This window comes from Ideonella paludis, from assembly GCF_018069865.1.
GTDB lineage: Bacteria > Pseudomonadota > Gammaproteobacteria > Burkholderiales > Burkholderiaceae_C > Ideonella > Ideonella paludis.
The window spans coordinates 774,603-798,079 of the sequence record NZ_JAGQDG010000001.1 but is presented as its reverse complement, the minus strand read 5'-3'; the positions used below and the strand labels follow the sequence as shown (position 1 = coordinate 798,079).

At 64.3% G+C, this 23,477-nt stretch carries 27 protein-coding genes; 6 read left to right on the top strand and 21 right to left on the bottom strand.

Annotated elements, in window-relative coordinates; all coding sequences use genetic code 11:
- Positions 1 to 9 precede the first annotated feature (9 nt).
- Positions 10 to 894 (top strand): NAD(P)-dependent oxidoreductase, encoded by an 885-nt coding sequence (locus KAK11_RS03675; protein WP_210806244.1) that lies wholly within the window; start codon positions 10 to 12, stop codon positions 892 to 894.
- A 58-nt stretch (positions 895 to 952) separates the two neighbouring features.
- Here the strand turns inward: KAK11_RS03675 and KAK11_RS03670 are convergent, their stop codons facing one another.
- The 3 genes from KAK11_RS03670 to KAK11_RS03660 all read right to left on the bottom strand — a co-directional run bounded on the left by KAK11_RS03670 (position 953) and on the right by KAK11_RS03660 (position 2,659).
- Positions 953 to 1,591, bottom strand: a complete 639-nt coding sequence (locus KAK11_RS03670) for a BON domain-containing protein (RefSeq protein ID WP_210806242.1) — start codon at positions 1,589 to 1,591, stop codon at positions 953 to 955.
- A 26-nt stretch (positions 1,592 to 1,617) separates the two neighbouring features.
- Positions 1,618 to 2,178: an SIS domain-containing protein gene (locus KAK11_RS03665; protein WP_310737736.1), complete on the bottom strand. Its 561-nt coding sequence runs from the start codon at positions 2,176 to 2,178 to the stop codon at positions 1,618 to 1,620.
- 64 nt (positions 2,179 to 2,242) lie between these two features.
- Positions 2,243 to 2,659 (bottom strand): YraN family protein, encoded by a 417-nt coding sequence (locus KAK11_RS03660; protein WP_210806240.1) that lies wholly within the window; start codon positions 2,657 to 2,659, stop codon positions 2,243 to 2,245.
- Here KAK11_RS03660 and rsmI point away from each other — a divergent pair.
- Complete coding sequence (rsmI, locus tag KAK11_RS03655; protein ID WP_310737735.1) at positions 2,652 to 3,599, top strand: 16S rRNA (cytidine(1402)-2'-O)-methyltransferase; 948 nt, start codon at positions 2,652 to 2,654, stop codon at positions 3,597 to 3,599. The genes KAK11_RS03660 and rsmI overlap by 8 nt on opposite strands.
- Positions 3,600 to 3,640: 41 nt before the next feature.
- Here the strand turns inward: rsmI and KAK11_RS03650 are convergent, their stop codons facing one another.
- A complete protein-coding gene (locus KAK11_RS03650) occupies positions 3,641 to 4,033 on the bottom strand; it encodes a hypothetical protein (RefSeq protein WP_210806238.1) in 393 nt (130 codons plus the stop codon).
- A gap of 155 nt (positions 4,034 to 4,188) precedes the next feature.
- Between KAK11_RS03650 and tldD the strand changes: the two genes are divergently transcribed.
- Positions 4,189 to 5,652: a metalloprotease TldD gene (gene tldD, locus KAK11_RS03645; RefSeq protein ID WP_210806236.1), complete on the top strand. Its 1,464-nt coding sequence runs from the start codon at positions 4,189 to 4,191 to the stop codon at positions 5,650 to 5,652.
- Positions 5,653 to 5,713: 61 nt separating this feature from the next.
- Positions 5,714 to 6,739, top strand: coding sequence for a phytanoyl-CoA dioxygenase family protein (locus KAK11_RS03640; protein WP_210806234.1), 1,026 nt, complete (start codon positions 5,714 to 5,716; stop codon positions 6,737 to 6,739).
- On the opposite strand, the gene KAK11_RS03635 is transcribed toward KAK11_RS03640, so the two are convergent.
- The 3 genes from KAK11_RS03635 to KAK11_RS03625 all read right to left on the bottom strand — a co-directional run bounded on the left by KAK11_RS03635 (position 6,736) and on the right by KAK11_RS03625 (position 10,311).
- Entirely contained in the window at positions 6,736 to 7,530 is a 795-nt protein-coding gene (locus tag KAK11_RS03635; RefSeq protein ID WP_210806232.1) for an acyltransferase, read from the bottom strand. The genes KAK11_RS03640 and KAK11_RS03635 overlap by 4 nt on opposite strands.
- Before the next feature lie 9 nt (positions 7,531 to 7,539).
- Positions 7,540 to 8,727, bottom strand: coding sequence for a hypothetical protein (locus KAK11_RS03630; RefSeq protein ID WP_210806230.1), 1,188 nt, complete (start codon positions 8,725 to 8,727; stop codon positions 7,540 to 7,542).
- Positions 8,728 to 9,063: 336 nt separating this feature from the next.
- The gene (locus KAK11_RS03625; protein WP_210806228.1) at positions 9,064 to 10,311 is read right to left on the bottom strand and encodes a sulfatase; all 1,248 of its coding nucleotides are present in this window, start codon (positions 10,309 to 10,311) and stop codon (positions 9,064 to 9,066) included.
- A gap of 425 nt (positions 10,312 to 10,736) precedes the next feature.
- On the opposite strand from KAK11_RS03625, the gene KAK11_RS03620 reads away from it, so the two are divergent.
- On the top strand, positions 10,737 to 11,864 hold the full coding sequence (locus KAK11_RS03620) for a 3-deoxy-7-phosphoheptulonate synthase (RefSeq protein ID WP_210806226.1): 1,128 nt from the start codon (positions 10,737 to 10,739) through the stop codon (positions 11,862 to 11,864).
- A gap of 26 nt (positions 11,865 to 11,890) precedes the next feature.
- Here the strand turns inward: KAK11_RS03620 and KAK11_RS03615 are convergent, their stop codons facing one another.
- From KAK11_RS03615 to KAK11_RS03595, 5 genes are read right to left on the bottom strand one after another with little or no spacing between them, the layout of a single operon-like run.
- Positions 11,891 to 13,009, bottom strand: a complete 1,119-nt coding sequence (locus KAK11_RS03615) for a slr1591 family oxidoreductase (protein WP_210806224.1) — start codon at positions 13,007 to 13,009, stop codon at positions 11,891 to 11,893.
- Between the two features lie 9 nt (positions 13,010 to 13,018).
- Entirely contained in the window at positions 13,019 to 13,780 is a 762-nt protein-coding gene (locus KAK11_RS03610) for a DUF3047 domain-containing protein (protein WP_210806222.1), read from the bottom strand.
- Positions 13,777 to 14,409: a TIGR04282 family arsenosugar biosynthesis glycosyltransferase gene (locus tag KAK11_RS03605; RefSeq protein WP_210806220.1), complete on the bottom strand. Its 633-nt coding sequence runs from the start codon at positions 14,407 to 14,409 to the stop codon at positions 13,777 to 13,779. The genes KAK11_RS03610 and KAK11_RS03605 overlap by 4 nt, the downstream gene beginning before the upstream one ends.
- Positions 14,406 to 15,107 carry a TIGR04283 family arsenosugar biosynthesis glycosyltransferase gene (locus KAK11_RS03600; protein ID WP_210806218.1) on the bottom strand — a complete coding sequence of 234 codons (702 nt, stop codon included), beginning with the start codon at positions 15,105 to 15,107 and terminating at the stop codon, positions 14,406 to 14,408. Before KAK11_RS03600 ends, KAK11_RS03605 begins: the two co-directional genes overlap by 4 nt.
- The gene (locus KAK11_RS03595; RefSeq protein WP_210806216.1) at positions 15,107 to 17,260 is read right to left on the bottom strand and encodes a dihydrolipoyl dehydrogenase family protein; all 2,154 of its coding nucleotides are present in this window, start codon (positions 17,258 to 17,260) and stop codon (positions 15,107 to 15,109) included. The genes KAK11_RS03600 and KAK11_RS03595 overlap by 1 nt, the downstream gene beginning before the upstream one ends.
- Before the next feature lie 93 nt (positions 17,261 to 17,353).
- Here KAK11_RS03595 and mtnP point away from each other — a divergent pair, with 93 nt between their 5' ends.
- A complete protein-coding gene (mtnP, locus tag KAK11_RS03590; protein WP_210806214.1) occupies positions 17,354 to 18,241 on the top strand; it encodes an S-methyl-5'-thioadenosine phosphorylase in 888 nt (295 codons plus the stop codon).
- Positions 18,242 to 18,248: 7 nt separating this feature from the next.
- On the opposite strand, the gene KAK11_RS03585 is transcribed toward mtnP, so the two are convergent.
- The 9 genes from KAK11_RS03585 to KAK11_RS03545 form a co-directional block, all read right to left on the bottom strand.
- Positions 18,249 to 18,416: a hypothetical protein gene (locus KAK11_RS03585; protein WP_210806212.1), complete on the bottom strand. Its 168-nt coding sequence runs from the start codon at positions 18,414 to 18,416 to the stop codon at positions 18,249 to 18,251.
- 42 nt (positions 18,417 to 18,458) lie between these two features.
- Positions 18,459 to 18,677, bottom strand: coding sequence for a hypothetical protein (locus KAK11_RS03580; RefSeq protein WP_210806210.1), 219 nt, complete (start codon positions 18,675 to 18,677; stop codon positions 18,459 to 18,461).
- 264 nt (positions 18,678 to 18,941) lie between these two features.
- On the bottom strand, positions 18,942 to 19,379 hold the full coding sequence (locus tag KAK11_RS03575; protein WP_210806208.1) for a GFA family protein: 438 nt from the start codon (positions 19,377 to 19,379) through the stop codon (positions 18,942 to 18,944).
- 1 nt (position 19,380) lies between these two features.
- Positions 19,381 to 19,779 (bottom strand): type II toxin-antitoxin system VapC family toxin, encoded by a 399-nt coding sequence (locus KAK11_RS03570; protein WP_210806206.1) that lies wholly within the window; start codon positions 19,777 to 19,779, stop codon positions 19,381 to 19,383.
- Entirely contained in the window at positions 19,776 to 20,036 is a 261-nt protein-coding gene (locus KAK11_RS03565) for an antitoxin (protein ID WP_210806204.1), read from the bottom strand. The genes KAK11_RS03570 and KAK11_RS03565 overlap by 4 nt, the downstream gene beginning before the upstream one ends.
- A gap of 66 nt (positions 20,037 to 20,102) precedes the next feature.
- The gene (locus KAK11_RS03560; RefSeq protein ID WP_210806202.1) at positions 20,103 to 21,011 is read right to left on the bottom strand and encodes a hypothetical protein; all 909 of its coding nucleotides are present in this window, start codon (positions 21,009 to 21,011) and stop codon (positions 20,103 to 20,105) included.
- Positions 21,004 to 21,741: an ABC transporter ATP-binding protein gene (locus KAK11_RS03555; protein WP_210806200.1), complete on the bottom strand. Its 738-nt coding sequence runs from the start codon at positions 21,739 to 21,741 to the stop codon at positions 21,004 to 21,006. Before KAK11_RS03555 ends, KAK11_RS03560 begins: the two co-directional genes overlap by 8 nt.
- Positions 21,738 to 22,601 (bottom strand): phosphonate ABC transporter, permease protein PhnE, encoded by an 864-nt coding sequence (phnE, locus tag KAK11_RS03550; protein ID WP_310737734.1) that lies wholly within the window; start codon positions 22,599 to 22,601, stop codon positions 21,738 to 21,740. Before phnE ends, KAK11_RS03555 begins: the two co-directional genes overlap by 4 nt.
- Positions 22,598 to 23,476, bottom strand: a complete 879-nt coding sequence (locus KAK11_RS03545) for a phosphate/phosphite/phosphonate ABC transporter substrate-binding protein (protein ID WP_210806198.1) — start codon at positions 23,474 to 23,476, stop codon at positions 22,598 to 22,600. The genes phnE and KAK11_RS03545 overlap by 4 nt, the downstream gene beginning before the upstream one ends.
- Position 23,477 lies beyond the last annotated feature (1 nt).

Genomic DNA, 23,477 nt, shown 5'->3' with positions numbered 1-23,477 from the left:
GTCATCCTCATGTCTGAAGCTCCTGTCGCCCCCCAGGCCTTGGCGTTTTTGGGTCTGGGCGTGATGGGTGGCCCCATGGCCGGCCATTTGCGCAAGGCGGGCCATGCCGTCACCGTCTACAACCGCACCGCCAGCAAAGCCCAGGCTTGGGTGGCTGAGCACGGCGGCCAAGCAGCCCCCACCCCGCGCGAGGCAGCCCAAGGCGCGGCCATCGTGTTTGCCTGCGTGGGCAATGACGACGACCTGCGCTCGGTGGTCTTGGGGGAAGACGGTGCGTTTGCGGGCATGGCGCCGGGCAGCGTGTTTGTCGACCACACCACGGCGTCCGCGGAAGTCGCGCGCGAGCTGGCCCAAGCCGCCCGCGCACGCGGCCTGTGGTTTGTGGATGCGCCCGTCTCCGGCGGCCAAGCCGGCGCCGTCAATGGCGTGCTGACGGTGATGTGCGGCGGCGAGGCCTCGGCCTTTGAAGCCATGCGCCCCGTCGCCATGGCTTACTCGCGCGCCGTCACGCTGTTAGGCCCCTCGGGTGCGGGCCAGTTGGCCAAGATGGTGAATCAAATCTGCATCGCCTCACTGGTGCAAGGCTTGGCCGAAGGCATTGCTTTTGGGCAAAAAGCCGGCCTGGACATGAAGGCCGTGCTGGACGTCATCGGCAAGGGCGCGGCCCAGAGCTGGCAGATGGACAACCGTGGCAAGACCATGGTGGACGACCAGTTCGAGTTTGGCTTTGCCGTCGACTGGATGCGTAAAGACCTGGGCCTGGTGCTGGAAGAAGCGCGCCGCAACGGCGCCACCTTGCCCGCCACCGCCATGGTGGATCAGTTCTACGCCGATGTGCAGGCCATGGGCGGCCGGCGCTGGGACACCTCCAGCCTGATCAAGCGCCTGCGCTAAGCCCTGCGCTGGCCCGCCGCGACGCGGGGGCCAGCAGGAGGCGCCGACCGAGAGACGCTCACTGTGCGGGCTGTTGTGCCGGCTTGGCCTTGGGCTCGGGCTGCAGGGCCTTGAGTTCCTCCTCGCTGAGGATCTCGAACACCCGCACCACCTTTTGCACACCGGACACGCCGCGCGCCACTTCAGCGGCCCGGGCGGCCTCGCGCTCCGTGACGCGACCCATCAGATAAATGATGCCGCGCTCGCCAACCACCTTGATGCTGTTGGCTTGCAGGTCTTTGGCTTCGACAAAGCTGGCCTTGACCTTGCTGGCGATGATGGTGTCATTGGTGCGCGAGGTCAGTGAGCTCAGGCCCGCCACCGCCGTCTCATTGACCACCGCCTTGACGTTCTCCACGCCTTGGATCGTGCTCTCCACCAACTGCCGATCAGCCTCATTGGCCACCTCACCGGTGATCAAGGCCGTGCGGTTGTAGCTGGTGACGTTCAGGTGGGCGCGGTCACCCAACGCAGCCCTCAAGCGGCTCTCGCCTTTGAGCTCAATGCCCTGGTCTTCGACTTGGGCACCCGAGGTGCGACGGTCGGTGACCATCAAGGCGCCACTGACCGCCGCCCCGCCCAAAAGCAGGGGCGCACAGGCGCTCAACAAGGTGGCACTGGCCAAGGCTGCGGCCATCAAAGTGCGTCGGAAATGCATGGGAGAGTCCCTCAAGTGGAGAATGCTCAAGCGCCTTCGTGGGCGCCCAGCAGTTGAATGTCAATGGCGTCGCACAAGGCATGCAGCGCCAGCAAATGCAGCTCTTGAACCCGCGCACGGCGCTCGTGCGGCACCGCGATCCAGACGTCGGTATCGCGCAGCAATGAGGGCCAATGGCCCCCCATGCCACCGCTGAGCATGACCACGCCCATGTCTTTGGCATGGGCTTGAGCCATCAGCTCGGCCGTCAGCGCGTCTTCGTCTTGCGGGCACAGGGCTACCAGCAAATCGCCGGGATGACCCAAGGCCGCCAACTGCGCCAAGGCTTCCGCGTTGAGCGTCGCCAGTGGCACAGCGGCCAGCGCCGGTCGGTCGCGCTCAAAGCCCTGCAGCAGGCGGGCACTGAAGGCCTGCGCCAATTCCGGGCCGCCGTGAGCATGGACCAGCAATTTGCCGCCGCTGGTCAGGCAGGTGGTGATGATCTGTGCGGCTTCAGCAATCGGCCGCGAGAGGTGCTCGGCCACCTGATACATCAGGTCCGCCGATTCGAAGAAATGTTGTTGGATGCGCTGTTCAAGCATGTTCATGATGATAAGTGGCGCAGCCGCTCAGAAAAGTTCCGGCCGGCCGATGAAGACCGCACCGGCGGGATCAATAGGCCTCAAAGGCCGCTTTGAGCCACTGCACCTCACCCGCGTCGACCGCCACCACATCAAAACGACACGGCGGCAGATGCGGCAGACGGCTGAGGTAACACTGGGCCGCAAAAATGAGCTTGGCCTGTTTGCTGTGCGTGACGCTGGCGGCGGCTCCGCCATGGCGGGCATTGCGCCGCGCGCGCACCTCGATGAACACCAAGGTGCCGTCGCGATCGCGCATGATGAGGTCGATTTCACCGGCTCGGCGCGAGGGCCCGCGGGCCACCCGATAATTGCGCTCGACCAGCGTCAGCCCGTGGCGGCGCAAGACCTCCAGCGCTTGGGCCTCGGCCTGGGCTCCTGTTTCGCCCCTCACCCCGACATTCGGCGCCGGCTGTTGCGCTGGCTTCTGCTTGCTTGCCGTGACCATCACCCCCTCCTCGTCCTCGTCGCTTGTGTCTGTGGCTGCCAGTGTGGCGGGCGGGCAGCAACACCCGCCCAGCACGCTTTATATGGTGGCCACGCCCATCGGCAATTTGGCGGACTTCAGCCTGCGCGCCATTCATGTGTTGGCGCTGTGCGATGCCGTGGCTTGCGAGGATACGCGGGTCAGCGCCGGCCTGCTGCGTCATTTGGGGCTGCACAAACCCCTGATCGCCCTGCACGACCACAACGAGCATGAGGCCTCGGCCAAGGTGCTGGCGCGCCTGCAGGCCGGGGAGCGTGTGGCCTATGTCAGCGATGCGGGCACGCCCGGTGTGTCGGACCCTGGCGCCATCTTGGTGGCCCAAGTGCGGGCTGCCGGCTTGCGCGTGATGCCACTGCCCGGCGCCAGCAGCGTGGTCACGGCCCTGAGCGTGGCGGGCGACGCGGGTGCGCCCCTGGGCCATGTGTTTGCGGGTTTCTTGCCGGCCAAGGGCCAGGAGCGAGCCCAAGCGCTGGCGTCGGCGGCGGCTGAGGTGCGCAGCACCGTGCTGTTTGAAGCGCCGCACCGCATCGACACCTTGTTTGGCGGCCTGGCCAGCACCTGCCCCCAGCGGCTGGTGACGGTCTGCCGGGAGCTCACCAAGCAATTCGAGCAGATCTGCACCCTGCCGGCCGCCGAGCTGCCGGCCTGGCTGGCTGCGGACACCCAGCGCGGCCGGGGTGAGTTTGCGATCGTGCTGCACGCTCAGGTGGTGGGGGCTGAAGACGAGGCTGCGATCCCAGAAGCGGCGGAGCGGGCCTTGCAGACCTTGGTGCCGCTGCTGCCTCTGAAACAGGCCGTCAGCCTGGTGGCCGATTTGTGCGGCGCCCCGCGCAATGCGCTGTACGCCCGCGCGCTGGCCTTGCGGCAAGCGGCGGACGACGAGGACGCGGCTGACGAATGACCTGAGCCCTCAGGCCTGACAGGACGCGCGTTCAGCCTTGTTTATTGCTTGGGCGCGCCGCCATCCACGGGGGGCTTGGCTTTTTGCTCATCATGGCGCTGGCGCTTGATGTCCTTGCTGGCGCGGTCTTGCATGCGGTCGATGCGGGCGCGCTCTTTGTCGGTCACCTGGCCATCCGCTTCGGCGCGCTTCTGGGCACGGTCAATGCCGCGCTGCTCCATCTTCAGGCGCTTGGCTTCGTGCTTGCTGATCTCGCCGTTGGCCATGCCCTTTTCGATGCGCTTTTCCTGCATCTTTTCGCGGGCATTCATGTCCAGAGGCTTGGAGGCAGCGCCTGTCATCGGGGGCACTGCGGGCGGGTTCGTGGTTTGAGCAAAGGTGCCAGCAGCGGCCAAAGCCAGGCCAAGGGCAGTCAAGGTGGTGCGAATCTTCATATCAACTCCTGCGGTGGGTTTGGGTTTGTTCGCAGCGCGTTGTGCTGCGAGGCCTTGATTCAACGACAGCCGCACCCGGGCAGCCGACCCCGGCTATGCAAAGACACGTAAATCCCTGTTCCCCACGAAGAGGGGCGGGCTCCTACAATCCGCCGATGATCTCTCGCGACCCCACTCTTGAGCGCTTGGCCCAGGCCCAGCAATTGCTGCTTGACCCTTACGGTCTGAACGAGGCCAGCCTGGCGCGGGCCTTGGCCACCATTGGCGAGCACAAGGTCGATGACGCTGACCTTTACTTCCAGTACACCCGCCATGAAGGCTGGAGCCTGGAAGAGGGCATCGTCAAAAGTGGCAGCTTCTCCATCGACCAAGGCGTTGGTGTGCGGGCGGTGGCCGGCGAGAAAACCGCCTTTGCCTATTCCGACGATCTGTCTGACGCCGCGCTGCTGGACGCCGCCCGCACCGTGCGCAGCATTGCCGCCGCTGGCCAGAGCCGCCGCGTCAAGGTGGGCACGCCGACCAAGTTAGCGCGCAGCCGCACGCTGTATGCGCCCATGGACCCGATCGCCTCGCTGGACAGCACCCAGAAGGTCGCGCTGCTGGAGAAGATCGAACAAATGGCCCGCGCCCGCGACCCGCGCATCGTGCAGGTCATGGCCGGTGTGGCAGCCGAGTACGACGTGGTGATGGTGGCCCGCGCTGACGGCACCCGGGCCGCCGACGTGCGCCCGCTGGTGCGCTTGTCCCTGACGGTGATTGCCGAGCAAAACGGCCGCCGCGAAGTGGGCTCGGGCGGCGGCGGTGGCCGCTTTGGCCTGGGCTACTTCCAGCAAGCGCAACTTGAGCAATACGTGGATCAGGCGGTGAACGCCGCTCTGACCAACCTGGAGAGCCGCCCGGTGCCCGCCGGTGAGATGACCGTGGTGCTAGGCCCCGGCTGGCCCGGCGTGATGCTGCACGAAGCCGTGGGCCACGGCCTGGAAGGCGACTTCAACCGCAAGGGCTCGTCCACCTTCTCCGGCCGCATCGGCCAGCGCGTGGCCGCCAAGGGCGTGACGGTGCTGGACGACGGCACCATGGCCGACCGTCGTGGCTCGCTCAATGTGGACGACGAAGGCAACCCGACCCAGCGCAATGTGCTGATCGAAGACGGCATCCTGCGCGGCTATATGCAAGACAGCATGAACGCCCGCCTGATGGGCGTGAAGCCCACCGGCAACGGCCGCCGCGAAAGCTATGCCCACGTGCCCATGCCGCGCATGACCAACACCTATATGCTGCCCGGCGACAAGAGCCCCGAGGAAATCGTCGCCAGCATCAAGCGCGGCCTCTACGCCACCAACTTTGGCGGCGGCCAGGTCGACATCACCAGCGGCAAGTTCGTGTTCTCAGCCTCCGAAGCCTTCTGGGTTGAGAACGGCAAGATCCTCTACCCCGTCAAGGGCGCCACCCTGATCGGCAACGGCCCCGAAGCCATGGGCCGTGTCAGCATGATCGGCAACGACCTTCAACTCGACAGCGGCGTCGGCACCTGCGGCAAAGACGGCCAAAGCGTGCCCGTGGGCGTGGGCCAGCCCACGCTGCGCATTGAGCGGCTGACGGTGGGGGGGACTGCCTAAGCCCATTGAGAAGAAGCCCAGAGAGGCCAGGTTACAGACCCGAAGATCAGGAGGAGAATTAATGTTCGGATTTTTTAAGAAAAGGGAAGCGGCGACACCAGCGCCCGCCAACTCCGATGCTGACGCATCGCCCAAAGTGCCTAGAGCGGCTGATTCGCCTCTCGGGGAGTTGTGGATCGACCAAAACAATGCCCTAGATCAGGCCGATCGGCTGGGTCTCGATGCGCTAGCTGCGGCCGACTTGCGACAGTTCATCTCGCAGGGCTATTTGGTCATTCCTGGGGCCATTTCCGAGGCTTTGGCTGATCAGATCGTAGCTGACGCACATCGTGTGAGATCGAACCCAGGCGACTATGTCGTCCGGGATAAAGGGGCCTATATCAACCCAGCACATATCGAGGAGTTTCACCTAGGTCACCGTATCATTGATCTGTACGCCGTCTCAGCAGCGGCCCGTGAGGCGGTCTTCACACCCCGAGCGTCACGGCTGCTGAATTTGATATTCGGGGAACCGGCACTGGCCATCCAGTCGCTGTACTTTGAGTATGGTTCACAGCAAGCGGTGCACCAAGATACCGCATACGTTGTCTCTCGAAAGCCTTTGGCATTGGCTGCCATCTGGATTGCTTTGGAAGATGTGCAGCCTGGTACAGGAGAGCTTTGTTACTACCCAGGCGGACACCGACTGCCACACGATCTCTTCGGCGGCACACGAAAGCACTGGATTCAGTCTCAAGATGGAGTTGAAGAGCATCAGCGTTACCTCAAGAGCCTACGGGAGCGCTCCGAGGCGGCCGGCCTGACCCTTGAGACCTTCTTGCCAAAGAAGGGTGATGTGTTGCTTTGGCATGCAGACTTGCCGCACGGCGGCACACGTATCAGCACTTTGCATACGCGACGCAGCTACGTGCTTCACTTCGCCCCGAAGAGTGTCAAGGCAAATTACATGAGCAGGATTGGTGCTGACTATCACGAGCATCTAATGCCGACAGGTGATGGTTTTTCATGCCGCCATTACGCCTTGGCAAAGATGCGCCCTGATGGGCGCGCACCGATCTTGTTCGATGGTGGCATTTCGCGCCGCTAGTCGTTGTCAGCAACGTCGATGGTATCGCCGCAGATTTGCGGCGGCTTTTGCCCAAACTCTCTCGCCCATCCCACTTTTTGCTTGACCACGCGGGCAGGTACGCCCGCGGCAAGGCATTCTTTGGGTATCTCTTGAGTCACGACCGCGCCAGCAGCCACGATGCTGCCTGCACCGATGCATGCATCTGGCAAAACCATTGCTCTGCGGCCAATCCAGACATGACGATCAATCCAGATGGAGCGACGGTCTGCGTTGACCACCAATCCAGACTCAAGGTCAAAGATCGGATGCTGGTCGCTTGACTGCAGAATGACCTCATCCGAAAACTGGCAGTCATCACCAATCACAACATCTGCACGTGCCCCGATCAATCGAACCTGCCCCATGGTGGTGCAATCACCCACAAACACGGTGGCTCGCCCGAATAGTTGCCAGCCGCCACGGATGATGCAATCTGAGCCGATGATGACTTTCAATTGATCATCACCAAGCACGACACTCAGAGCACAGCGGTTACTCAAGAAGGCCAGATGTACGCCGCTATAGCGCAGCTTGCCGGCATGGAGTTGCAGCGTAACCTGACTGCACCATGTCTCAATATCGGCCTCTACAGGTAGAGTCAAGAAACAGCTGTCGTCGAAGTCCGCCTTCAACGAGGACGTCAACGGACTGTCCCTCAGCAGTATCGTCTTGAGGGTGCGAAACCGGCTCTTGGGTGCAAAACGAGCCAAGGTGGGCTTGAGGCCCATGACTCGCAGAAGCGGCTCGAAAGCAACAATGTTCAGTGACATTCAGTCAGTTTACTGGGGGCCTACAAACATTGAGCTGAATCCTCCGGCGATCTCGACTCTCAGCCCCGCAGCAGGGTTGTAAACCTCTTGCCCAATGTCAGCGGACAGCAACACCCATGCGGACGGCTGGTCCCAACCTGTGCCCCATTCACTTCGCAGTTGCGCATCGGAGAGAGTTTCCAGAGCAGAAGATGTGGCTTTAGCCGTCGTGTAGCGCAATACGTGTTTCAGCTGTTCAAACGTAATGGTTACATCAAACGTGCGGCCGGCGAAAGCTCTGTACTGCGTACTGCTACCTTGGGAGCTGTATAGCGCCACGCCCATCGTTGGCTCGATGGCGGCGCGACCTGCGCTAGGCACGGGCCCATCGACAACAGGAATATTGCCCTGCGCGGGATCAAACCAAATGCCGGGCTTATTGAACCAGTCAACGAGCGACCAGTCGGACACACCAGATCGCTGAATGCTGGTATTGAAGAGGTACTGTATTTGGCACGGCTTGCCCTGGGCCGACAGCTCCCGGGCACAAGAAGTATTCAGAAAGGTTGCCATCATTTGTTGTTTGGCTTGAACGACGACACTTGAGGCGCTCGGCACTCTTACCCCGCCGACACTCTGCACGCTTTGAATTCTGGCCGTGCCACTGGTGAGCCACGGCTGAAGTGGATCTGCCTTCCACCAGGGTTGGCGGAAGTTCACAAAGCTACCTGAGATGTAGGCATTCGCTCCTTGCCCGTTCTGCCCCTGCGCATTGAATGGCCCCAAGAAAGGGGCACGTCCATCTGCCTGAGGCCCAGACGTCGTCACCAGCGCAACAGCACCCTTCTGATTGTCAGCATTGACGAACACAGACGATCCGCCCGCTCGACTGCGAGTGCTGCTCTCACACCCATCCACATCCCCCGAGGGGGTCCACGTCAAGCGATCAGAGACTGCATTGACGGCCAGGCCGGTGAGTTCGGCTAACTCTGCCAAGCGAGTGTTTGGTATGGCTTGCAAGGGTCCTTGAGTATTGGCGGTGCAGCCCTCGGCAGTTCCAAAAAACATGACTTTCATGCCAGGCTTCAGCGCTGTATTCGGATCGTTCGGGTTCCATGCCGCGAAGAGGGATCCCTGATCAACGACTGCTTCCAATGCTGCGAGCTCAGCATGGGCTGCCGACGGCTTGAAACGGAAGCTTTCAGCGTTGAGATTCAACGCTGGACCCGTGCTTTGCCCGTCGTCACCTGGGATAGCCGCAGGCGGCTCTGTGGGAGGAGTCACGCCCGTGGGCACCTCGCCACCGCCCCCGCCACCACCGCAAGCCACGAGCGCCCAAGCCGCGAGCAAGGTCAATCCAAAGAAGTGCGTCCGCCTGAGATGGTTACGTTTTGCACACTGCTGCCCAACGGCGTTTGTACCGACCATGCCTGCCCCCAGTTACCAAGGCGTGGCAACCAGCAGCCACGCATGTCAGGGGTTTCGGCAGAAAAAGGTCAGCGCATGAACGTAAACAGCAGTTAGGTTCTCTCGCAGATCACACTTAAGTTCAACTCAATTCGGCCGAGGGGGCATCAGCTGATCCAGCTCAGCCATCACGGCAGCATTGGCGGCCTCGCCAGCCAAATTACGATATTCCTCTGGGTCCTGGCGCACGTCATACAACTCGCGCTCGCCATTCGCATAGCGGATGTAGCGCCAAGACTCGGTACGCACCGCATGGTCATGTTGTTGGTGAGTGGTCAGCACCGGCACATTCCACTCGCGCTTTGGTTGCTCCACTAAACCTCTGAGGCTGCGACCGTCCATGGTGTAAGCCGGTGCGACACCCGCATAGTCCAGCAGTGTAGGAACCATATCCCTCAAACTGACGCAAGCGCTGACCGTGGTACCCGCACTTTGAGTCGCAGGTTTGAAGAGAAACGGCACTCGCGTGCTGCGCTCCCACAGCGCTTGCTTGTGCCAATGAAACTTTTCACCTAGATGAAAGCCGTGGTCACTCCAAAGTACTACGTTGGTGGTCTTTGCATGAGGGCTCGCTTCTAGGGCTGCGATCAACCGCCCCACCTGTTCGTCGACCCAGGAGATGCTGGCAAGGTAGGCCTGCACCGCATCTGCCCAGAGGTTTTGCCGGGTGATGCAATCGTGAAAATTGAACTTCAAGGCCATGGCTTTGCCAGCAGGGCCAAGGTCATCCAAATCGTCGATCGGCGGGCTCGGCAGCACCAAACTGTCTTTGGGATACATGTCGAAGAAGCGCTTGGGCACGTACCAACCCACATGCGTACGAACCAAGCCTACAGCCAAGTAAAAGGGTTGAGTGGTGGACGCCTGAGCCAAGAAATCAATACCGGCTTGGGCGAAGCGGTAGTCCGGATGATCACTATCCGGCCCCTCCGTCGGGCCCCAGTCAAATGCGCCAACGCCAAGTGTGGGCACATTGGCACAGCTCTTATTGGCATAAGGGATGGTGTCGGGCAGAGGTTGATCGCCCAGTTTGAACACATGATCTACCTTGCCGATGATTTGGGTAGTAAACCCCGCGCTACGCAGCATGTCATCCACCATCGGCTTACCAGGGTTCAGCGCCCTGAAGGTATGGTTCAGGTCCCAGACACCCGTGGATTGCACCGACAGCCCCGTCAGCGCGCCGGCCCGTGAGCCGGTACAGGTGGGCGCAGTGCAGTAGGCGCGCTCAAACACGGTGGACCGTGCCGCCAAAGCGTCGATGTTTGGTGTCTTGACTTGTGGATGCCCCTTCAGGAACCCGACCCAATCGTTGAGATCATCGATGGAGATCATCAGGATGTTCCGACCTCCAGATGGAGGCGGGGGCGCGGGCGGTGGTGGCGGTGTTGGCGGTGTTGGCGCATCTCCACCACCACCACATCCCAACACCGCTGCACTCAGGCCTGCGGCTTGCAAAAGAGTCCGTCGCTTCATTGCTCCACCATCTCATGATTTGAGCGACGCAGCATAACGGCTATACCGCGCTACCGCGACCCCACGACTGTCAGCCTCCCGCCAGCCAGCCCATGCTAAAGTCCGCCCATCATGCGTGCACCCGCTTTCTTTTTTGCCTACTTTTGGTTCTTGCCCTTCAAGGCGGCTCAAGAGGCAAACGCGCGCACCTGATACAAGCGAACAAACCCTCAAAGAACCGCCGGCCCTCCCGGCGGTTTTTTTTTGCCCGCCTTCCAGCCTGCACCCTCCCCAAGGAGCTTTTGATGAATGCCAAGTCTGTGACCCCCGCCAGCGACCTGCGCACTGGCCTGTGCTTCAGCGAGCGCACCAGCGAAACCGATGACCAGCGCATCGAGGACGTGACACCGCTGCCGCCGCCCGAGCACCTGATCCGCTTCTTCCCGGTGGCAGGCACCCCGATTGAAAAGCTCATCAAGTCCACCCGCCAGACCATCCGCAAGCTGGTCACCGGCAAGGACGACCGGCTGCTGGTGGTGATCGGCCCCTGCTCCATCCACGACCCAGCCGCGGCACTGGAGTACGCCCGCCGCCTGAAGGCCGAGCGCGACAAGTACGCCGACACGCTGGAGATCGTGATGCGCGTTTACTTCGAAAAGCCGCGCACCACTGTCGGCTGGAAGGGCCTGATCAACGACCCCTACCTGGACGAGAGCTACCGCATCGACGAAGGCCTGCGCATTGCCCGCCAACTGCTGCTGGAGATCAACCGCATGGGCGTGCCCGCCGGCTCAGAGTTCTTGGACGTGATCAGCCCCCAGTACATCGGCGACCTGATCTCTTGGGGCGCGATTGGCGCGCGCACTACCGAAAGCCAGGTGCACCGTGAGCTGTCCTCCGGCCTGTCCGCCCCCGTCGGCTTCAAGAACGGTACCGACGGCAATCTGAAGATTGCCTGCGACGCCATCCAAGCCGCCAGCAAGCCGCACCACTTCTTGTCGATTCACAAGAACGGCCAGGTCGCCATCGTCGAGACCAAGGGCAACAAAGACTGCCACGTCATCCTGCGCGGCGGCAAAGCGCCCAACTACGACCGCGTCTCAGTGGCGGCCGCCTGCAAAGAGCTGGAAGCCGCCAAGCTGCCACCGACCTTGATGGTGGACTGCAGCCACGCCAACTCCAGCAAGCAGCACCAGCGGCAGATCGACGTGGCCACCGACATTGCTGAGCAAATCAGCAATGGCAGCCGCCACATCTTCGGCGTGATGGTCGAAAGCCACCTCATCGCCGGCGCCCAGAAATTCACCCCGGGCAAAGATGATGCCAGCGCCCTGACCTACGGCCAAAGCATCACCGATGCCTGCATCAACTGGGATGACTCGGTGAAAGTGCTGGACGTGCTGAGCGCGGCAGTGAAGGCGCGCAGGGGCTGAAGGCTGAGGGCTGAGGGGGCCCTGGCCTAAGGCCGATCGCCCCCAAACCTGGCCATAAACCCCCGATCAATGCTGTCCTTCCATGCCCAAGCCCACGCCCCATCGGCCACCAAGGGGCCCCAGGTGGCGAGGGCGTGGTCTTGGGCGGTGTTGAGCAGGTAGAGCGCACGGCGCTGGGGCTGCCAAGCGCTGGGTTCTTCACCCAGTGCCAAGGCGCGTAGATTGCGCGCCAGCACGGGCCCGGCGCGCACGGCAAACACGCCGGACTTGGGGCGCGGGCTGGCGGTGAGCGCGGCCACGTCGCCCGCCGCCAAGACCTGCGGGTGGCTGAGGCTTTGCAACGTGGGGCCGACGGCGATGAAGCCGCGCTCGTCCACGGCCAGGCCGCTCGCCGCCGGCCAAGTGGGCGCGGCGGCACCGGTGACGACCCAGCAAGCGTCGAAGGGCTCCGGCGGGTGGGCTTCAAAACACAGTTGGCCCTCCTCTACATGGCTGGCGCGGCGCTCACCCAGCCAAGCGATGCCGCGCTGGTCCAGCCAGCGCGTGGTGCGGCGCCGGGCCGTGCTGGGCATGCCCGGCAAGGGCAAGGCACTGCTGCCGCACAGGGCGATGTGAAGCTGTGGCCAGACCTCTCTCTGGGCACGGGCTTGCAGCGCAAAGGCCAGCTCCACCCCGGCAGCGCCCGCACCCAGGATCAGCAGCCTGAAGGCCGGTGCGCGCGCGATGCGCTGGGCCAGGGCCGGCCAGGCCGCGACAAAGTCTTCGATGGGCCGCACGGGCTGGGCATGCTCACGCGCGCCGGGCAGATTGGCCAGCGCGGGCATGGGTCCGGTGTCGATGGAGAGCAGGTCATAGGGCACGCTTTGGCCGTCGGCCGTGCGCACGCGCTGGGCCTCCAAGTCCAGCCCCACACCGGCGGTCTGGCGCAAGGTCACCCCCGCTCGCCAAAGCAAGGGCTTGAGCGCAATGGCGCACTCGTCCAGGCTGTATTGCCCGGCCAGCCAGCCGGGCAACATACCGGAGTAGATCTGCCGCTCAAAGGGCGTGACCATCTCCACCTGCCAGCCTGGCAGGGGCGCTTGGGCCAAGGCCGCCAGCACGCCCACATGGGCGTGGCCACCACCGAGCAAGACGAGTCGCTTCATCAATGGTGCTCAGGTTTCAAAACGCACATCGCCGAACCAGGCTTGCACGCTGCTGCCGCTGTTGTCGGTGTCCGCACTCAGCGCAATGCCGTTGATGGGCGGCATCGGGCCGCCAAAGGCTTGGGCCCAGTCCTGTGCCAGGTTGACGCGCTGCTCTCGCCACTGGCCGGCATGTTCAGCGCCACTGTCCAGCACCTTCATGTGGACACGGTCGGTGTAGGGGTTGGGGCCGTGCGCGCCCACCGGCTGAGCATGGCCCCAGACATAGCAGATCGACGCTGCGGGGATGTCGGTGCCCGAGATCAGCCGAGCCGATTCAATGCGCAATTGATCCAGCCCCGAGAGGCGCTCTAATGGCAGATCAAAGGTGACGTACAGGCGCGCCGCATAGTCATCGCCCGCTTTGCTGCGCAGGTCCGACACCGGCAAAGACTGGGACACCTTCCAGCGCCAGCGCAAAACCGCCGCTTGGCTCGGCGGCACGTTCAAGGGGGCCAGCCACGATGAGGCGCTGGCGTTGGAGCTGACCTGCAGCACGGTCACCCCCTCGTCGGCCACCAGCGCAAAGCGGTTGGCCTGCTTGACCTTGGGCAGCACCTGGTGCTTCCAGCCCGCAGGCAGCGCGCTGCCTGGGGCCGCCTTTGAAAACGGGGTGAGCTGGTTGGGCAGCGCAGCCGACCCACTTTGGGCCACCGCGCTTGGCGGCACGGACAACACCGATGCCCCGAACGCCGCCAATCCTCCGGTCACGAATAAACGTCTCTGCATCATGTCTCGCTCTCAAAAAGGGTGTGCCAGCGCGGCAGGTCTTCGGGGTTGTCGACGTCCCACAGCGGCGGCAGCTCATGCAGGCGCAAGCCCGCCGCTTGGGCACGCGCGCGGGTTTGGGGCATGACCTCTGCGGTACTCCAAGGCATGTCGGTGAACAGCAGCGGCTGGGGCTGGCGCATGCCGATCAGCACATAGCCGCCGTCCTCGGCAGGCTGGCACACCACGTCGGCGCCCTCTTGCAGGGCCTGGGCCGCGGTCTTCAAATGAGCAGCGCTCAGCGCGGGGCAATCTGTGCCCATCAGTAACGTGGGGCCGTGCATGCAACCCGCCTGCAGCGCCGTCAACATGCGCAGGCCTAAGTCGCCTTCAGGCTGCGCGTGCAAGGCCAGGGGCACGCCGCTGCGCCGCAGCGCCTGAAAGAAGCGGTGCTGCACCTGCGGCGCACACCACAGCGCCACCGGCCCCAAGCCGCTGCGCAGGGCGGTGCGCAGGGTGCGTTGGGTAAAGCGGCGCTGCAAGCGTGCGGCGCCCACCGCGCCCAAGGCCGGTATCAGGCGGGTCTTGGCCAGGCCGGGCACCGGGGCTTTGGCCAACACCGCCAAACACACAGCTTTTGAATCCTCATTCATGCGTTATTCTCGCGCGGCGTATAGCCATACTGACGGGCCAAGGTGCGGGAGTCCGCGCCAAAGAAATAGGCGGCGCGCAAGCACCACATCAGCAAGATGGTGCGCCACACGCCGTGCTTCTCCCAGCGGCGGGCTGAGGTGTGCACGCGCGCCCTCAGACAAATCGGCGCACTGTGGCGCTTGAGGGTGCGGCTCATGGCAATGTCTTCCATCAGCGGCTGATCCGGAAAACCGCCCACACGCTCGAACAAACTGCGATGCATGAAAAAGGCCTGATCACCGGTGGCGATGCCGGTCAGGCGAGACCGGGTGTTCATGGCCCAGCTGACCACCTCCAGCATGCGCAGAGGGCTGTCGATGTGGACATCAAAGCGGCCCCAGGCCTCAGCACATGGGGCCAAGGCATCAAACACGCATTCCTGGGCGAACATCGGCAACACCGTGTCAGCATGCAGAAACAGCAGAATGCGCCCTCGTGACACACGCGCCCCGGCATTCATCTGGCTGGCGCGGCCGCGCGGGGCGGAGATCAACTGATCCACCCACTCGTGGGCCTGCTCGAGCGTGTCGTCACGGCTGCCGCCATCAACCACCACCACCTCGACCCCCCGGCGCCGCAAGGGTTGCAGGAGGCTGAGCTTGCGGGCGATGTGACTGCCCTCGTTCAAGACGGGGATGATGATGCTGAGCGTCGTCATCACACACCTCCCCGGCGCCAGGTGTGAAAGCGCTGCACCCACTGCAACAGCGCTTGCGGCGCATGCGCCCGCTTCCATTCACCCGCTGCATATTTGTTGGCCTCGGCCATCGTCGGATAGGTGTGGATGGTGCCCAAAATCTTGTTGAGCCCCAGGCCGTGCTTCATGGCGAGCACGTACTCGGCCAGCAGCTCTGCGGCGTGCTCGCCCACGATGGTGACGCCCAAGATCTTGTCTTGGCCCGGCACCGTCAGCACCTTCACAAAGCCGTGGGCAGCGCCATCGGCAATGGCGCGGTCCAGGTCGTCAATGCCGTAACGCGTCACCTCATAAGCCACGCCTTGGGCTTTGGCTTCTTGCTCATTGAGGCCCACCCGCGCCACTTCCGGGTCCACAAAGGTGGCCCAGGGGATCACGCGGTAGTCGGCCTTGAACTTCTTGATCGGGTCAAACAGCGCATTCACGGCGGCATACCAGGCTTGGTGGGCAGCGGTGTGGGTGAACTGGTAGGGGCCGGCCACGTCGCCCGCCGCATAAATGTTGGGGAAGTTGGTTTGCAAGTAGCCGTTGACCTCCACCGTGCGGCCGGTGGTCACGCCCAACTCTTGCAAGCCATAGCCCTGCAAGTTGGCCTGCCGGCCCACGGCCACCAAGATCTGATCAAAGGCGATGCGCACCTCTTGGCCCTCATGCTCGGCCACCAAGAACTTTTCACCGCCTTCGACCACCACGCGCTGGGCGACATGGCCCACACGCACGTCCACACCTTCTGCAGCAAAGCGCTGCATCACCAACTCAGACACATCGTCGTCTTCGCGGGCCAGCAGGCGCGGCGCCATCTCGACCTGGGTCACCTGGGCGCCCAGGCGCCTGAAGGCTTGGGCCAGCTCACTGCCGATCGGCCCACCGCCCAGCACCAGCAAGCGGCGCGGCAGGGTCTTCAAGCGCCACAGCGAGTCGGAGGTCAGCACCTCCACCTGCTCCAGCCCGGGGATGGGCGGCACAAAAGGCCGGGCGCCAGCGGCCACCACAATGGCCCGCGTGGTCAGGCGCTGCACCGTGCCATCTTCATGGGTGATCTCCACCTCCCAGGGGCTGACGATGCGGGCCACGCCCTGCACCACATCCACGCCCAGGCCGCGATAGCGCTCGGCCGAGTCATGCGGCTCGATCTGGCTGATCACGCGGTGCACGCGGCCCATGACCTCGGCAAAGTCGAACTCGGCTTCTGCCCGCGCAATCCCCCAGTCGGCAGACTTCTTGACCTGGGCCACAAACTTGGCCGAGCGGATCAAGGCCTTGGAGGGCACGCAGCCGGTGTTCAGGCAGTCGCCACCCAGCTTGTGCTTTTCCACCAAGGTGACCTTGGCTTTCACCGCCGCCGCAATGTAGGACGTGACCAAGCCGGCCGCCCCGCCGCCAATGACCACGAGGTTGCGGTCAAAGGCCTTGGGCTTGGTGAAGCCGTGGTAGACCTTGCGGGCCTGCAGCGCCTCCATCAGCTTACGCGCCAACAGCGGGAACACGCCCAGCAAGGCAAAGGCCGCAATCAGGCTGGGCGAGGCCAGGCCCGAGAGACTGTCGATCTGCGCCAGTTGGGTGCCCGCGTTCACATACACGGCCGTGCCCGCCAACATGCCGACTTGGCTGACCCAGTAAAACGTCCAGGGGCGGATCGGTGTGAGCCCCATGGCCAGGTTGATCATGAAAAACGGGAACAGGGGCACCAAGCGCAGGCCAAACAGGTAGAAAGCGCCATCTTTCTGGACGCCCTCATTCAAAGCCGCCAGCTTGTCACCAAAGCGGGCCTGCACGGTGTCGCGCAAAAGCCAGCGCGAGGCCAAAAAGGCCAGGGTGGCCCCGATGCTGGACGCAAACGAGACGATCAACAGCCCCCAGCCCAGCCCAAACAAAGCCCCACCCACCAGGGTAATCACCGTCGCCCCCGGCAGCGACAAGGCCGTGGCCACGACATACACCACGAAGTACACCGCTGCGGCCAGCAGCGGCTGTGCGGCGGTGGCGCTTTGCAGCGCTGCTTGGCTGTCCTTGATGGCGGCCAGGCTCAAAAACTGGCTACCGCCCAGGGCATGGAAGGCGCCCACCGCCACCACCAGGCCCAACAGGGCCCACCACTTCGAGTTCGATTTCATGATGCTTTGCCTACAACCTTCACGCCAACAACTCACGGCGCCTCCATTAGGCGTGCCAGCGGTACCATTCCTTACAGTCTGACGGAGAAAAGCATGGAATCCCCCCGCATTGGCATCATTGGCGGCAGCGGCCTCTACCGCATGGAAGGCCTGACCGAGCTGCAAGAGCTGCATCTGGACACCCCTTATGGCCCCTGCTCTGACGCGCTGATGCAAGGCCTCTTGGGCGGCGTGCCCGTGGTCTTTTTGGCCCGCCATGGCCGCAGCCACCACCTGATCCCCAGCCAAGTGCCCTTCCGGGCCAACCTCCACGCGCTGAAGCAATTGGGGGTTCAGTATGTGCTGTCCGTCTCGGCGGTGGGCTCGCTGCGCGAAGAAATGGCCCCGCTGGACCTGGTGCTGCCAGACCAGTTCATCGACATGACCCGCCTGCGCCCGGGCAGCTTTTTTGGCGACGGCGCCGTGGCCCATGTCTCACTGGCCGACCCGCTGTGCCCGGTGCTGCGCCAGACCGTGGCCCAGGCCTGGGCCGACCTGAACGACAGCGCCGTGCGACTGCACGAGGGCGGCACCTATGTCTGCATCGAAGGCCCGGCGTTTTCCACCCGGGCCGAGTCGCACTGGTACCGCAGCATGGGCGCCAGCATCATCGGCATGACGAACATGCCCGAGGCCCGCTTGGCCCGCGAGGCCGAGATCGCCTATGCGACCCTGGCGCTGGTCACCGACTGGGACTGCTGGCGCGCCAACCAGGCCTGCGTGACCGCCGAGATGGCCATTGCCAACCTGCAGCAAAACGCCCAGCGCGCCCAAACCCTGGTGACCCAGGTGGTCAAGCGCCTGGCCCAACGCTGGCCTGCCAGCCCCGCCCACACGGCGCTGAGCAGCGCCTTGGTCACCCCCCCAGCCGCCATGCCCGAGGCCACCCGGGCGCGGCTGGCACCGCTGCTGGCGCGGGTCGCGGCGGAGCGCGGGGGGTGAACTGGCGCTAGCGCATCAGCGCGCTGCCCGAGCCCTGGCCGCTCATCTGCACCAGGCCCACTGCCGTGGGCAGCACGGAGAGAAAAGGGCCTGCCGGAAAGCACAGGCGGTCCTCGCAATAGCAGGCGATGACACCGCCCGAGTCCACCCGGGCGGTGGTGTGCAAGGGGTTCATGTCATGGCTGAACTGGCGTCCCTCAAGAAACGCACCGATCATTCACCCGCGTCGATTCAGACCAACTGCCATAAGGATAGTCTGAGCCAAGTTCTTGGCCGCCAACACAAAGTAGAGCCAGGCCTTTTGCCAACGGTGCCTTAAGACAAACACATGAAGGTGGAAGTTGGAACGCGCCCCGGCAGAGGGCGCGCTGTGAATCAGCATGAAGGCATTCGGATCACCGACATCTTCATAGGCTAAACGCTGAGCTTCTTCCATAAAAAACCGCCAAAGGCCTCGGTCTACTAATGTCTGCCCGTCAAGCGCTTGCTCCGAGCAGAGTACATAACAGTACGGCAACCCTGGGAGGCGATAGCTGACCAACAGGCATTTGCGCTCCTCGTAAGCGGCAGGGCGGTGCTCACGACGGTTAAACATGAACCAGGGCATCGTTTACTCAGACCCTCTCGCGCTTCCTCTTGCCGCAGGACACCTCCGCCGCCGACCCTGCGGGCGACTGGCCATTGAATCTTGAGCGACTGATCATGATGCAGCGATCAGCGTACTGCCCGACCCCTTCTCATGCATAGCCACCTCGCCCAAACCCGCCAACCACGGCATGGCCGAATGGCCCCAGATCTGCACCTGGGGTGGCAGCGCCGCCCGCTGGTCCACACAACCCAAACGGAGGTTGAGCACGGTGGGGTTTTCGGGCTCGCAAGCGTAGAGCTGGGTGCCGCACTCTCCGCAAAAGGCCTGGGCGCGGCGGTTGCCGCTGTCGGCCACCTTCACATAGTGGCGCGGTGTGCCGCTGATCTGCACCTGATCGGCTGGGGTGGGCAGCACGGCGCGATACGGCGCGCCGGAGAAGCGCTGGCAGTCTTCGCAATGGCAGGCGATGACGCGGCTCGGGTCCACCAGGGCGGTGAAGCTGATTTGGCCGCAATGGCAATGGCCGGTGATGGGCAAAAGCGTCGTCATGTCATCGGGTCCAGTCTTCAAGGTGCAGGGCTGGCACTTGGGCAAAGGCTTTGTCGCGGCTGACCAAAGTCAGCCCCAGGGCCAACGCATGGGCCGCGATCTGCATGTCTAAGGCGGACAAGGTCTTGCCTTGTGCTTCCAAGTCTGCGCGCAGCATGCCGTAGCGCTGCGCCACGGCGGCATCCCAGCTCAGGGTCTGCACGCGCAACAGCAGTTGCCGAACGGACTCGTGCAGGCGTGTGGCTTGGGGCCGTTTGGCCAGACCGTAGCGCAGCTCAGCCTCGGTGATGGCCGATACGCAGAGCTCGGCCATGGGCTTTTGGCTAACGGCATGCAACACCCCGGCATGGCCTTTGAGCAGGTCGCTGACGGTGTTGGTGTCCAGCATGAAGCGGATCATGCCCCTTCGCCATCAAATGGATCACGCGAAGTAGGCGCTTGCGCACGCTCCGCTGGCGACAAGAAGTCGTCCTCGGCAGCCGCGCCTTTCAAGGCATCGGCAAAGCCTTGCCAGTCCGACGGCCGGGAGGACAAGATCACATCGCCCGAGGCCGGGTCTTGGCGGATAAAGACTTCAGACCCTTCAAAGCGAAATGCCGCAGGCAGGCGCACGGCTTGGCTGCGGCCGTTGCTGAAGAGCTTGGCGGTTTGCGTCATGTGGCCTCCGGCTTTGTGCTGTCGAAGGCCGTAGCATATACCTTGATATATACCAAGGCAAGCCGATTACAAACCCTCGCGCATCCGCTTGCCGTAAGACAACTCCGCCGCCGAGCCTTGCGGCCACTGCGCGCTGAAGTCTGCCGCCCAGGCGGCCGTGTCATAGGCCACGGGCAGCAGGGCGAGATAGGCGCCGGCGGCTTGGCGCTCTTCTGCCCACACCGGGTGGGGCGAGGGGGTGAGCGCGATGCGGCTGACCAAGCCGCGCAGGTCGCCGGCGCGGTTGGGCATGCCGGTGGCGCCGTTGTTGAGGATGGCGCGGTCAGGGCCGTAGACCGCCAATCCCGGCGCGCAGGTGTGGCTGCTGGCAAAGAGCTCAACCTCGGCCTGCTCAAACCAGGGGGCATAGCGCTGGGCGGCGTCGGCGGCGTGCAGGGCTGCCGCATCAAAGCCCCAGCCGGCCAGGGACTGGGCGTCGCCGTGCACCACGCCGACACGGGCCGTGGCCACTTGGAAGCGGGCCACCATGGGCAGGGCAGCCAAGCGTTGCATAAGCTCAGGATGGCAGCGTGCGGTGGCTTTGAGTTGGCGGTGGATGGCGTTGGAGCGCTGCACCACGGCCTCATCCACCGCCTCGGGGTAGGCGCAGCCGCAGTCGGCCTCGTCGCCCGGCGTGTGGAACTCGGCCTCGACATTGCCTTGCAAGGCTTGGTGCTGCAGCACCGCATGGTTGATGTGCACAAAGTCGGCGTCGCGCACATTGAACCAGTTGAAGTCGCCATTGAAGATCAGCGTGGCGCCGGGCTCAGCCGCCACCATGCGCAAAAGCTCTGCCAAGGCCGCCGTGTTGCCGTAGAGGCCACCGGCCACATAAAGCGTGCGCGCCGGCTGCAGCGGCGCTGCGGCGATGGCGCGGGGCCCGTAGTGGTAGCGCAGCGGGCAGCTGCGGCCGGGGCGGGCGGTGGGCTCAGGCATGAGAGAGGGCCTCACTCAGGGTTTGGGGGCTCACCTCGGCCAGGGGAGCGTCGAGCACCGCGCGGCCTTGGCGCAGCACCAGCACGCGGTCGGCCAGCCGGGGCAGCAGGCGCAAATCATGCACCACGCTGATGAGGGTCAGGCCTTGCTCGCGCACCAGGCCGTCCAGCAGGGTTAGCAACTCATCCTCGGCGCGGGCATCCAGCGCGGCAGTGGGCTCGTCGGCCAGCAAGACGCGGGCGCGCTGGTGCAGGGCGCGGGCCATCGCGACCTTTTGGCGCTCGCCGCCCGAAAGCGTGTCGGCGCGGCGGCCGGCGGCATCGGCCAAGCCCACCCGCGCCAGCGCCGCTTCGGCCGCATCGCGCTCTGGGCGCGGCCAGCGGCGCAGCCAGCTCAAGGGCGAGCCAAAGCGGGCTGCGCCCCCGATCAGCACATTGTCCAAAGCGCTCAGGCGGCCCACCAAATGCACGCCTTGGTGGACCTGGGCCACCTGGGCGCGCAAAGCGCGTAACGTACCAGATGAGGGCCTATCGTGCAGCGCTGTGCCCATCACGCTGAGCTGCCCCTGCGCCACGGGCATGAAGCCGGCCAGGCTGCGCAGCAGCGTGGATTTACCCGCACCGTTATGGCCCAGCACGGCCACGCGCTGGCCGGGCTGCACCTGCCAGTCCAAGCCCTGCAGCAAGGGGCGGCCGGCGGCGTGCAAGCAAAGGTGTTCGGCGCGGATCACAGCAGCCTCTGCCGCAGGCGGCGGCTGGTGGCGTCGACCAGCGTGACCAAGAGCACGATGGCCATCAGCAAGGTGGCTAAGCGGCCCCACTGGAACAGCGAGATGGACTCGGACACCAAGAGGCCCAAGCCGCCCGCGCCCACCAGGCCCAAGATGGTGGAGTCGCGCAGATTGAACTCCCAGACATAGAGCGTTTGCGACAAGCCTTGCGGCAGCACCGCCGGCCACACGCCCAGAAAGAACACCTGCGCCGGGCGCGCGCCGGTGGCCCGCACGGCGTCGATGGGCGCCATGTCCAGCGCTTCAATGGCTTCCGCCCAGAGCTTGCCCAGCGAACCAGCCGAGTGCAGGGCGATGGCCAAGATGCCGGCCGTGGCCCCCAAGCCCACAATGCCCACCAAGAACAGGCCGAACACCAAGGTGTGGACGGCACGCAGGGTGTCCAACACCGCCTTGGCACCCCAGCGCAACGGGGCCGGCGCACCCAGGTTGCGGGCCGCCAGCAGCGCCAGCGGCAAGGCCAAGAGCATGGCCGCCACCGTGCCCAATGTGGCCATGCGCAGCGTCGTCCACAGCGCGCGGCCCACGCCCGCCAAGTAGCGGGCTTCCGCCTGCGGCTCGTTGATGACGCGCAGTAGCTCACCTTCTTCGTTGCGCAGCTCGCGGGCTGGGTCGCCAAACCAGAGCTTGAGCCAGCTCGGCTGGGCCAGCTCGGACACCGTGGCTTGCAGGTTTTGCCAGGGCTTGCGGCCCCAGCCCAGCTCACCCTCTTGGGCCAGTGTCCAGGCGCTGATGACGACCAGGGCCAGCGCGGCCACGGGCCAGCCCCAAGCCTGGAATGCCGCTCGCAAAGGCCTCACTTGGTATTGAGCTTTCCGGTGGCCAAGCCCGCATCGCGGATAGGCTTATAAAAAGCGTTATCTTTGGCCACAAAGCCGTTGTAGCGCGGGGGCAGCAGGTCCGGCTTGGTTTTGAGCGCCGGGCCCACGCTGGCCAGGGCCGCACGCAGTTGGGCCACAAAGGCAGCATCGCGGGCCAGCTCGGCGCGCACGGCCACCGCATCATTGGGCAGCGGGTCAGAGGTCCAGAAGACCACGCTGTCGGCGGCCTTGATCAGGCCTTCGGCAATCATGGCGTCGCGGTTGCGGTTGTAGTCGGCGCCGGCATCCAACTCGCGGCGCGTGACTTGCAGCTCAATGGCTTGGTGCTTGGTGTGGATCACCTTGCCCAAAAAGCGCTCGGGCTCCAGGCCCTGCTTTTGGAAGTGGTGATACGGGATGAGATAGCCCGAGGTCGAGCCCTTGTCGCCAAACGCAAAGGTTTTGCCTTTGAGGTCGGCCACGCTGCGGATGCCCGAGCCGGGGTGCGTGACCATGATGGCGTGGTACTCGGGCTTTTGGTCATACAGAATGGTGGCCACGGCCTGGGCGCCGGCCACATGATTGGCCAGCACATAGCCCCAGGGGCCCATCAGCGCGATGTCGGTCTCGCCAGCCGCCAAAGACTTGGCCAGGCCTTCCCAGCTGTCCACGGTGTAGAGCTTGACCTCGCGGCCCAGTTGCTGGGCCAGGTGCTGGGCCAGCGGGCGGTAGGTGGCGTCGTTCTTCTCTTTGTCGGGCTGATACAGGCCCACGCCAAAGCGCAGGACTTTGTCTTGGGCCCAAGCGGCGGGGGTGGCGCAAAGGCTGGCCGTAGCCAGCAGCGCCAGCGCGGCGCGGCGGTGCAGCGTAATCATC

Excerpts from the sequence above, each read along its gene's own strand:
- KAK11_RS03675 (WP_210806244.1), top strand. The coding sequence starts at position 10 with ATGTCTGAAGCTCCTGTCGCCCCCCAGGCCTTGGCGTTTTTGGGTCTG.
- KAK11_RS03670 (WP_210806242.1), bottom strand. The coding sequence starts at position 1,591 with ATGCATTTCCGACGCACTTTGATGGCCGCAGCCTTGGCCAGTGCCACC.
- KAK11_RS03665 (WP_310737736.1), bottom strand. The coding sequence starts at position 2,178 with ATGAACATGCTTGAACAGCGCATCCAACAACATTTCTTCGAATCGGCG.
- KAK11_RS03660 (WP_210806240.1), bottom strand. The coding sequence starts at position 2,659 with ATGGTCACGGCAAGCAAGCAGAAGCCAGCGCAACAGCCGGCGCCGAAT.
- KAK11_RS03650 (WP_210806238.1), bottom strand. The coding sequence starts at position 4,033 with ATGAAGATTCGCACCACCTTGACTGCCCTTGGCCTGGCTTTGGCCGCT.
- tldD (WP_210806236.1), top strand. The coding sequence starts at position 4,189 with ATGATCTCTCGCGACCCCACTCTTGAGCGCTTGGCCCAGGCCCAGCAA.
- KAK11_RS03640 (WP_210806234.1), top strand. The coding sequence starts at position 5,714 with ATGTTCGGATTTTTTAAGAAAAGGGAAGCGGCGACACCAGCGCCCGCC.
- KAK11_RS03635 (WP_210806232.1), bottom strand. The coding sequence starts at position 7,530 with ATGTCACTGAACATTGTTGCTTTCGAGCCGCTTCTGCGAGTCATGGGC.
- KAK11_RS03625 (WP_210806228.1), bottom strand. The coding sequence starts at position 10,311 with ATGATCTCCATCGATGATCTCAACGATTGGGTCGGGTTCCTGAAGGGG.
- KAK11_RS03620 (WP_210806226.1), top strand. The coding sequence starts at position 10,737 with ATGAATGCCAAGTCTGTGACCCCCGCCAGCGACCTGCGCACTGGCCTG.
- KAK11_RS03615 (WP_210806224.1), bottom strand. The coding sequence starts at position 13,009 with ATGAAGCGACTCGTCTTGCTCGGTGGTGGCCACGCCCATGTGGGCGTG.
- KAK11_RS03610 (WP_210806222.1), bottom strand. The coding sequence starts at position 13,780 with ATGATGCAGAGACGTTTATTCGTGACCGGAGGATTGGCGGCGTTCGGG.
- KAK11_RS03605 (WP_210806220.1), bottom strand. The coding sequence starts at position 14,409 with ATGAATGAGGATTCAAAAGCTGTGTGTTTGGCGGTGTTGGCCAAAGCC.
- KAK11_RS03600 (WP_210806218.1), bottom strand. The coding sequence starts at position 15,107 with ATGACGACGCTCAGCATCATCATCCCCGTCTTGAACGAGGGCAGTCAC.
- KAK11_RS03595 (WP_210806216.1), bottom strand. The coding sequence starts at position 17,260 with ATGAAATCGAACTCGAAGTGGTGGGCCCTGTTGGGCCTGGTGGTGGCG.
- mtnP (WP_210806214.1), top strand. The coding sequence starts at position 17,354 with ATGGAATCCCCCCGCATTGGCATCATTGGCGGCAGCGGCCTCTACCGC.
- KAK11_RS03585 (WP_210806212.1), bottom strand. The coding sequence starts at position 18,416 with ATGAACCCCTTGCACACCACCGCCCGGGTGGACTCGGGCGGTGTCATC.
- KAK11_RS03580 (WP_210806210.1), bottom strand. The coding sequence starts at position 18,677 with ATGGAAGAAGCTCAGCGTTTAGCCTATGAAGATGTCGGTGATCCGAAT.
- KAK11_RS03575 (WP_210806208.1), bottom strand. The coding sequence starts at position 19,379 with ATGACGACGCTTTTGCCCATCACCGGCCATTGCCATTGCGGCCAAATC.
- KAK11_RS03570 (WP_210806206.1), bottom strand. The coding sequence starts at position 19,779 with ATGATCCGCTTCATGCTGGACACCAACACCGTCAGCGACCTGCTCAAA.
- KAK11_RS03565 (WP_210806204.1), bottom strand. The coding sequence starts at position 20,036 with ATGACGCAAACCGCCAAGCTCTTCAGCAACGGCCGCAGCCAAGCCGTG.
- KAK11_RS03560 (WP_210806202.1), bottom strand. The coding sequence starts at position 21,011 with ATGCCTGAGCCCACCGCCCGCCCCGGCCGCAGCTGCCCGCTGCGCTAC.
- KAK11_RS03545 (WP_210806198.1), bottom strand. The coding sequence starts at position 23,476 with ATGATTACGCTGCACCGCCGCGCCGCGCTGGCGCTGCTGGCTACGGCC.